Genomic DNA, 5,119 nt, shown 5'->3' on the forward strand with positions numbered 1-5,119 from the left:
ACGATTTCCGTGCGGTCGCGGGTGGGCTGGAGTTCTCGCGGCCCCGTATTCCTGTGGTGTCGACGTTGACGGGTGGGGTGGCTTCGTTCGAGGAGCTGTCCTCGGTGGACTACTGGGCGGCCCATGCCCGCAACGCGGTCCTCTTCCATCACGCGGTACGCACCCTTGAGGGTGAGGGGGTGGGGACGTTCGTCGAGCTGGGCCCGGACGCCACGCTCACCGCCCTCACCCAGGAGGGAACCGAAGGCGAGGACGCGGTGTTCGTGCCGTCCCTGCGCAAGGACCGTCCCGAGGCGCATGCGGTGGTCTCGGCACTGGGCGGGCTGCACGTCCATACCGGACTTGATCCCGACTGGAACGCGGTCTTCGGCCCCGTGGCCGACCGCCGTACCGTCGACCTGCCCACCTACGCCTTCCAACGCCGCCGCTACTGGCTCGACACGGCCCACACCCCCGCACCGCTCCCCCTCCCCTCGGCCGCGGCCCCGGTCGCCACGGCCGAGGGTGGGAACGACGTCGATGAGCACACGCCGTCCGCCGCGGAAGCGCTCGCCCAACGGCTCGCGGGGGAGAGCGAAGCCGAGCAGGAGCGGCTCCTGCTGGAGTTGGTGCGCACGAACGTGGCCATCGTTCTCGGGCATGTGTCGAGCACCGTCGACGCGGAGCAGTCGTTCAAGGAGCTGGGCTTCGACTCGCTGAGCGCCGTCGAGTTCACCAACCGCGTCAACGCGACCTCCGGGCTGCGACTCTCCGCCACGCTCATCTACGACCACCCGAGCCCCGGCGCACTCGCCCGGTACATGCGCCGCGAGCTGCTCGGCAGCGGCGAGCCCGCCGAACAGCAGCCGGCCGACCGCGCACCGAACACCTCGGACGACCTCATAGCGATCATCGGCATGGCGTGCCGCTATCCCGGAGGAGTGGACTCTCCCGAGGGGCTGTGGCGCCTCGTCGCCGACGGGCAGGACGCGATCTCCGAGCTTCCCGACAACCGTGGCTGGGACATCGACGACCTCTACGATCCGGTACCGGGACGTCCGGGCAAGACCTATGCGCGGCACGGCGGATTCCTGCACCGGGCCGACGAGTTCGACCCCGCGTTCTTCGGGATATCGCCGCGCGAGGCGGCGGCCATGGACCCCCAGCAGCGGCTGCTGCTGGAGACCTCCTGGGAGGCCCTGGAACGCTCCGGAATCGACCCCTCCGCGCTGCGCGGAGTCGCCGCGGGCGTCTTCGTCGGGGCGATGTCCCAGGACTACGGGCCGCGGCTGCACGAAACCGCCGAGGGATACGAGGGGTACCTGCTCACCGGCAGCACCGCGAGCGTCGCCTCCGGCCGCATCTCCTACACCCTCGGCCTGGAGGGACCCGCGGTGACGGTCGACACCGCCTGCTCATCGTCCCTGGTAGCACTCCACCTCGCGGCACAGGCACTGCGCCAGGGCGAGTGCGGCATAGCCCTCGCCGGTGGTGCCGCCGTCATGGCGACGCCCGGGATGTTCGTCGAGTTCAGCAGGCAGCGGGGGCTGGCGGCCGACGGCCGGGCCAAGGCGTTCGCGGTCGGCGCCGACGGTACGGCGTGGGCGGAGGGCGTGGGCATGGTTGCCCTTGAGCGTCTGTCGGACGCGCGGCGCAACGGCCATCGGGTACTCGGCGTGGTGCGGGGCAGCGCGATCAACCAGGACGGCGCGAGCAACGGCCTGACCGCGCCCAACGGGCCGTCGCAGGAGCGGGTGATCCGGCAGGCCCTGGCCAACGCCCGGCTGACGTCGTCGGACGTGGACGCGGTGGAGGCGCACGGAACGGGCACGCGACTGGGCGACCCGATCGAGGCGCAGGCACTGCTCGCCACGTACGGACAGCAGCGGGACGGCGAACACCCTCTGCTCCTCGGTTCGTTGAAGTCCAACATCGGACACGCCCAGGCGGCGGCGGGGATCGGCGGCGTCATCAAGATGGTGATGGCGATGCGGCACGGAGTCCTGCCCAGGACGCTGCACGTCGACGAGCCGTCGCCGCACGTCGACTGGTCGGCGGGCGCGGTCGAACTGCTGACGGAGGCGGTGGCGTGGCCGGAAGGCGCCCCGGGCCGGCCGCGGAGGGCCGCGGTGTCCTCCTTCGGTATCAGCGGGACCAACGCGCACGTCATTCTGGAACAGGCGCCCGCCGACTCGGCCGAGCAGGCTTCCGCACCGGCCCTTCCGCCGGAGACCGAACAGGCTCTCGAACCGGCCTCCGCGCCGGACACCGAGGAGGACCCCGCCCAGCCGCCCGCCGCCGATGCGGCTTCTGACGGCAGTCCTCTCCCCTGGCTCCTTTCGGCCAGGAGCCGTTCCGCGTTGCGCGCCCAGGCACAGCGCCTCAAGGAGCACCTGGAAGCCGCCCCGGAACTCCGCCCGGCCGATGTGGCCCACGCGCTCGCCACCACCCGCGCTTCCTTCGACCACCGCGCCGTCGTCATCGGCTCGGACCGCGCCGTCCTCCTCGAAGGGCTCGGTGAGCTCGCCGCCGCGGAGTCCGCGGCCGGTGTCCAGGGACAGGCATCCGCCCCCGGCAGGACCGTCTTCGTCTTCCCCGGACAGGGGTCGCAGTGGGACGGGATGGCCGTGGAACTGCTGGACACCAACGCGGTGTTCCGGGAGCGCATCGAAGCCTGTGAGCAGGCGCTCTCCCCTTACGTGGACTGGTCGTTGACCGAGGTCCTGCGCGGGTCGTCCGGCGCGCCCGGCCTCGACCGGGTGGACGTGGTCCAGCCGGCGCTGTTCGCGGTGATGGTGTCGCTGGCCGCCGTCTGGCAGTCGGTCGGCGTACGGCCGGCGGCGGTCGTCGGCCACTCGCAGGGAGAGATCGCGGCCGCCTGCGTCGCCGGGGCACTGAGCCTCGACGACGCCGCCAAGGTGGTGGCGCTGCGGAGCCGGGCCATCGGTGCGCTGGCGGGCAAGGGAGGGATGGGCTCCATCCCGCTGCCGCAGGCCGATGTGGCCGAACGGCTCACACGATGGGGCGACCGGCTGTCGGTGGCCGCGGTCAACGGCCCGATGGCGACAGTGGTGTCCGGGGACCCGGCGGCGCTCGCGGAACTGGTGCAGGCCTGCCGCGACGAGGGTCTGCGAGCGCGCACCATCGCGGTGGACTACGCCTCGCACTCGGCCCATGTGGAAGAGATCCGCGAGGAACTCCTGGAGACGCTCGACGGGCTCGAACCGCGCTCCTCGTCCATCGCGTTCTACTCGACCCTCGAAGGAGAGCCGATCGACACGGCGGTACTCGACGCCGACTACTGGTACCGGAACCTCCGCAACACGGTCCAGCTGGAGAAGGCGGTCCGGGCCCTCACCGCCGACGGCTACACCACCTTCATCGAGTCGAGCCCGCACCCGGTGCTCGTCATGGGCATTCAGGAGACGGTCGACGACGCCCTCGGGTCCGGCGCGGCACAGAACGGCGAGACCGACGGCCCTCCGGCGGCCCTGGTCGTCGGCTCCCTGCGTCGCGACGAGGGGAACTGGCGGCGCTTCCTGACGAGCGTCGCCACCGCCCACACCGCGGGTGTGCCGGTGGACTGGACACGGATTCCCGGTACGGCGGGCCCGGCCGAGCCCGTGGACCTGCCCACCTACGCTTTCCAGCGCGACCGCTATTGGCTGCGCACCCCCGCCCCCACCGGCGATGTGTCCGGCGCCGGGCTCGGCGCCGCCGACCACCCCCTGCTCAGCGCACTGGTCGCACTCGCCGACGGCGCCGACGACGGCGGACTCCTGCTCACCGGCAGGCTCTCCCTGCGCAGCCACCCCTGGCTCGCCGATCACGCGGTCCTCGGCACCGTGCTGCTTCCGGGCACGGCATTCGTCGAGATGGCGCTGCGCGCCGCGGACGAGTGCGGCAGCGACCGGGTGGACGACCTCACGCTGGAGGCGCCGCTCGTCCTGCCGGAGCAGGGCGACATCCAGCTGCAACTCGTGGTGGACGGACCGGACGAGAACGGCCGACGCGGACTCCGGGTCTACGCCCGGCCGATGGCCGCCACCCCGGGCGGCGAGGACGAGCACCGCTGGACGCGACACGCGACGGCCGCCCTGGTGTCCGGCGCGGCGACCGACGGGACACCTGCGGCGGAGACCGCGCAGGCCCCCGGCCATCTGGCGACCTGGCCGCCCGAGGGCGCGCAGGCCGTCGCCCTGGACGACCGCTACCCGCAGCTCGCCGCCCAGGGCTACGAATACGGCCCGGCCTTCCAGGGCCTCACCGGAATGTGGCGCAGCGGGGACGAGGTCTTCGCCGAGGTGCGGCTCGCCGATGACCAGCAGGACTCCGCCGAGCGGTTCGGGATTCACCCCGCGCTGCTGGACGCGGCCCTGCACGCCATCGTGGTGCGGGAGGACGGCGCGCGGTCGGACACAGAGGCGTCGGGCCCCCTGCTGCCCTTCGCCTGGGACGGCGTGCGGCTGCTGGCGACCGGTGCGCGCAGCCTGCGGGTGAGGTTCTCTCCGGTCGGCCGGGACGGCGTGCGCATACTGGCCGCCGACACCGCCGGAGCCCCTGTGGCCACGGTCGAATCGTTGGTCCTGCGCCCGGTTGCCGCCGGACAACTGGCCGAGGCCGGTCGCGCTGCGGTGGATCGCGATCTCCACCGCGTGGACTGGACGCCGCTCGACGCACCGCTCACCGAGCCGGAAGCGGCTGGAGACTCACCGGCTGTGTTCGTCCTCGGCTCGCTCGGCGGGACTCTCGTCGTACCGGACGCGCTCGGCGCCCCCGTACACCCGGATCTGCCGGCCCTGCTGGACACCCTCGGCACCGCGGACACGGAGGGCGCATCCCCGCGCACGGTGCTGCTGCCCTGCCCGCACACCGCCCCGGAGGCGCGGCCGCAGGCAGTCCTCGAAGAGGTGCTGGCCACCGTGCAGGCATGGCTGGCGGACGAGCGGACCGGTGCGGCACGACTGGTCGTCGTCACCCACCACGCGATGGCCACCCGTCCCGGCGAGGACGTCACCGACCTGGCCGCAGCGGCGGTGTGGGGTTTGTTGCGTGCTGTGCAGTCGGAGTATCCGGGTCGGTTTGTGTTGGTCGATGTGGATGGGAGTGAGGGGTCGGCGGGGGCGGTTGTGTCGGCGTT

At 72.6% G+C, this 5,119-nt stretch carries 1 protein-coding gene; it reads left to right on the forward strand.

Annotation, left to right across the window (positions count from 1 at the left end):
- Nucleotides 1–77: 77 nt before the first annotated feature.
- The coding region (locus tag ACF08W_RS34955) for an acyltransferase domain-containing protein (RefSeq protein ID WP_392281763.1) at nucleotides 78–5,119 on the forward strand (5,042 nt) is incomplete at its 3' end.

Source organism: Streptomyces sp. NPDC015144 (genome assembly GCF_043079735.1).
Lineage (GTDB): Bacteria > Actinomycetota > Actinomycetes > Streptomycetales > Streptomycetaceae > Streptomyces.